The 2,138-nt window shown below is 66.5% G+C and carries 3 protein-coding genes; 1 reads left to right on the top strand and 2 read right to left on the bottom strand.

The features are described from left to right. The first annotated feature begins 209 nt into the window (after nucleotides 1-209). Entirely contained in the window at nucleotides 210-692 is a 483-nt protein-coding gene (locus tag G0D83_RS00020; protein ID WP_164188493.1) for a hypothetical protein, read from the top strand. Between the two features lie 33 nt (nucleotides 693-725). On the opposite strand, the gene G0D83_RS00015 is transcribed toward G0D83_RS00020, so the two are convergent. After that, the gene (locus G0D83_RS00015; RefSeq protein WP_164188491.1) at nucleotides 726-1,436 is read right to left on the bottom strand and encodes a hypothetical protein; all 711 of its coding nucleotides are present in this window, start codon (nucleotides 1,434-1,436) and stop codon (nucleotides 726-728) included. Beyond that, nucleotides 1,433-2,138: ParA family protein (locus G0D83_RS00010; RefSeq protein WP_164188489.1), on the bottom strand; the 706-nt coding region annotated here is incomplete at its 5' end. The genes G0D83_RS00010 and G0D83_RS00015, both read right to left, overlap by 4 nt.

Raw genomic sequence — 2,138 nt, 5'->3', positions numbered from 1 at the left:
CGGGGGTAGCAAGGGCAGCAGAAATCGACAGGGTGGTGCGGCCCGCAGGCCCTCGGCCGAGGACACGGCCCTGGCTATTTCTGTTGACCGCGCGAGGGGCTGGCCCCTTAGCCCTGTCCATGCAGTTTTGCTTGCGGGCTTCGGTTTTCATTCCGGATGGGATGCCCTAGCGTAAGAAAGGTACGCTTTGTGCTCAAAAGGGGTATTTCATGCGACATTCATCATTCGGCGCATTCATCGTCTCTACGCTGATGCCGTTCGCCCTTCAGGCGCAGCAGGAGACCGTGACGCAGAAGGGGACCGTGGCGGGCGCTGCACCGGTGGTGATCTCGGACGTGACCTGGTCTCACACCCTCCAGCGCGGATTGCCGGTGCATGATCTCGAAGGCCCCGGCGCATCGCTGCAGCTCGTCTGCGATCCGGATCGTGTCTTCGGCCCGCAGCCGAACGGGTCTTTCGCCGTGACCCTGCCGCAGGAGCGCGCGCCGGCGCGGATCGTGGTCCTGGCACAGACCGGCGAGCAGGCGGCGTTCGAGCTCGAAGACGGCCGCGCCCTGCAGACGAAGGCCGATCCCGACGCGTGGGCAACGCTGGTCGCCATCCTTGGGTCTAGCACCGAATTCGCTGTGGTCAGCGCGCATGATGCGGTGACCTGGAATGTGAGCGAGGTCCTCGCCGGCCCGTGTGAGTGAGCCGGCACCGCGGGCAGAAGCCCAGGGCGGCGCTTATCCCGCCGCTTTCTCCTCGTAAGCCGCCACTGCGTCGAGACCGTAGAGCCGGAACAGCGCGCCGATGATCCGCGCATCGGCGATGAGATCGAGCGGATCGCCGATCTCCGTGCGCAGGGCGCGGACAATCTCGGGGTCCGAATAGGCATTCACGAAAAGCCCACCGCTGCCCTCGGTCCGCGTCAGGTTGAGATGCGTCTTGAGACGGTTGCTGTCGCGCAGCGCCGCCGCGCGATCGAGACTCAGGTATCTCTTGCGTGCCTGCATCATCAGCGCCTTTTCGAGATAGTCGACGCTGGTGCCAAGCCCGAGCGCCAAAGCCTCCAGCCGCGCCATGTCGGCCGGCAGCCAGACCACGAAGCCGCGCACGTTTTTCTTCGCTGGAGCCCCGGCCTCTTCGGGCGCCGCTGCGCGCCGCGCTGCCGCCTTCGGCTGCGCCCGTTGCGCCCGCTGCGGGCGCCTTGAGCCGAATGAGTTTTCCTTGCCCGCCGGGGCCAAGTCAGGGGAGACGCCAGCGCTGGCGTCGGCGTCGGTCTTGTGTTCAGTCCTCGGCTCTTGCGGCTCGGCAGAGGCGCGGCCCGCGTAGCGGGCCGTGGCCCCGGCAAGCCGGCTGCTCGCCTGTGCGTGCTCGGCAGCATTTGGCAGCGCATGGGAGGTGCGCACGACACGGGACCTCTTGCGCTTTTCTGGCGTGGGCTCGTCGCTCATTCTGCCGCCTCCCTCATGTCGATGACATCAAGGAGCTCTTCGAGCAGCGCGTCGCCGCCGGCCAGGATGTCCAGCATGGCGCCGCCCTGCAGCCGCCCGGCAGGCTGGGCGTTTGCTGCCTCGGCGGCCACGCCGAGCGGGCCCCAGGCCGCGATCTCGCGCCAGTATTTCGAATTGGGGATCACGGTCAGCGCATGTGGCATGTTCATGACCGCCTGCAAGGCGTCGCGATCGCGTGGCGTCAGGCTGGCGATGTCGAGATCCCCGGTCAGCACCGAGATCATCTTGGCTGGCACTGCGGTCAGCACCGTGCGCAATGCCGGGGTGGGGGAGTCGGGCGTGACAGTTTTCAGGATGTCCTCGAACCACTCGAGCGTCCGCTCGGCAATCGAGTAGTCCGATTGCTCGGGCCGGGTCGGAATCAGCACGAGATCGGTGGCGAGGATCAGGTCCTCGGTGTCTGCATTGGCCCCCGGGCGGGTGTCGATCAGCACGAGGTCATAGCCATCAGCCTCCATGCGGTCGTAGCTGTCGTAGATCTCATCCATATCCGCGACCGCACCGCTGATGGTGAGCTGGTCGTGGCGCCATGCGGGTTTGTCGATCTTGCCCCAGGAGGCGCGGTTGAAGCTGGCCTCCCAGCCAAGCGCTTGGGGGTCGGTGTCGACGTCAAAGATGTGGACCTTCATGCCGCGGGCGAGG

The organism is Salipiger sp. PrR003 (assembly GCF_010500785.1).
GTDB lineage: Bacteria > Pseudomonadota > Alphaproteobacteria > Rhodobacterales > Rhodobacteraceae > Salipiger > Salipiger pacificus_A.
The sequence above is the reverse complement of the archived record's forward strand: the minus strand, read 5'-3'. Positions and strand labels throughout refer to the sequence as shown.